The sequence below is a fragment of the Streptomyces sp. AC627_RSS907 genome, from assembly GCF_019049165.1.
The window spans coordinates 1-621 of the sequence record NZ_JAGMUE010000721.1; the positions used below are offsets into that span (position 1 = coordinate 1).

1 protein-coding gene is annotated in these 621 nt (G+C 63.3%); it reads left to right on the forward strand.

What is annotated here, in order from left to right; genetic code table 11:
- Positions 1-500 (forward strand): hypothetical protein (locus KUM32_RS38255; protein ID WP_217146425.1); only part of this gene is annotated, 500 nt, incomplete at its 5' end.
- Between the last annotated feature and the right edge of the window lie 121 nt (positions 501-621).

Genomic DNA, 621 nt, shown 5'->3' on the forward strand with positions numbered 1-621 from the left:
ACAATGCCGTGTCCAGGGGGTTCGACCCCGCCCGGTGCAACCTGGTTAAGGGCCCCACCGTGGTCAATCAGCTCCCGAACGGATATGTGCAGGTCGCGGTCGAGTACCTCTGTGCGGGAGATCCGTACGCTCCCGGGCCCACTTTCGTCCTCAACCGCTATCACAAAAGCTCCGACACCCAGAGCAACACCTGGTACCACCCCAATGGTTACCAGCTCCAGGGGCCGCTCGGGTCGCTGTACACCTACGCAGCCGCGGGCACCACACCGTTGTACCTCTGCCAGGTCAGGGGCGACCACTTCACCAGCACAGACGTCAACTGTGAGGGCCAGCAGTATGTGACCCGTCTCGGTTGGCTCTACACAACCCAGCCGGACGGAGTCGCCACCGTTCCACTGCTCCGGTGCCTGCGGAACGAGAACCGCCAGATCTTCGACTCCATCCAGTCGAACTGCGAGGGTCAGATTCGCGGAGGCGTACTGGGTTACACCCTGGCCTGAGCCAGGCCCGAACGCACCGTCACGCAGTCCGGGAGCATCGGCAGGTTCTTCGGTACCTTGCCCTCTCCAGCCAACTCGTGCAGCCCGTTTGGAGTTCCTCACCCAACGCGGTTCGTAGGCG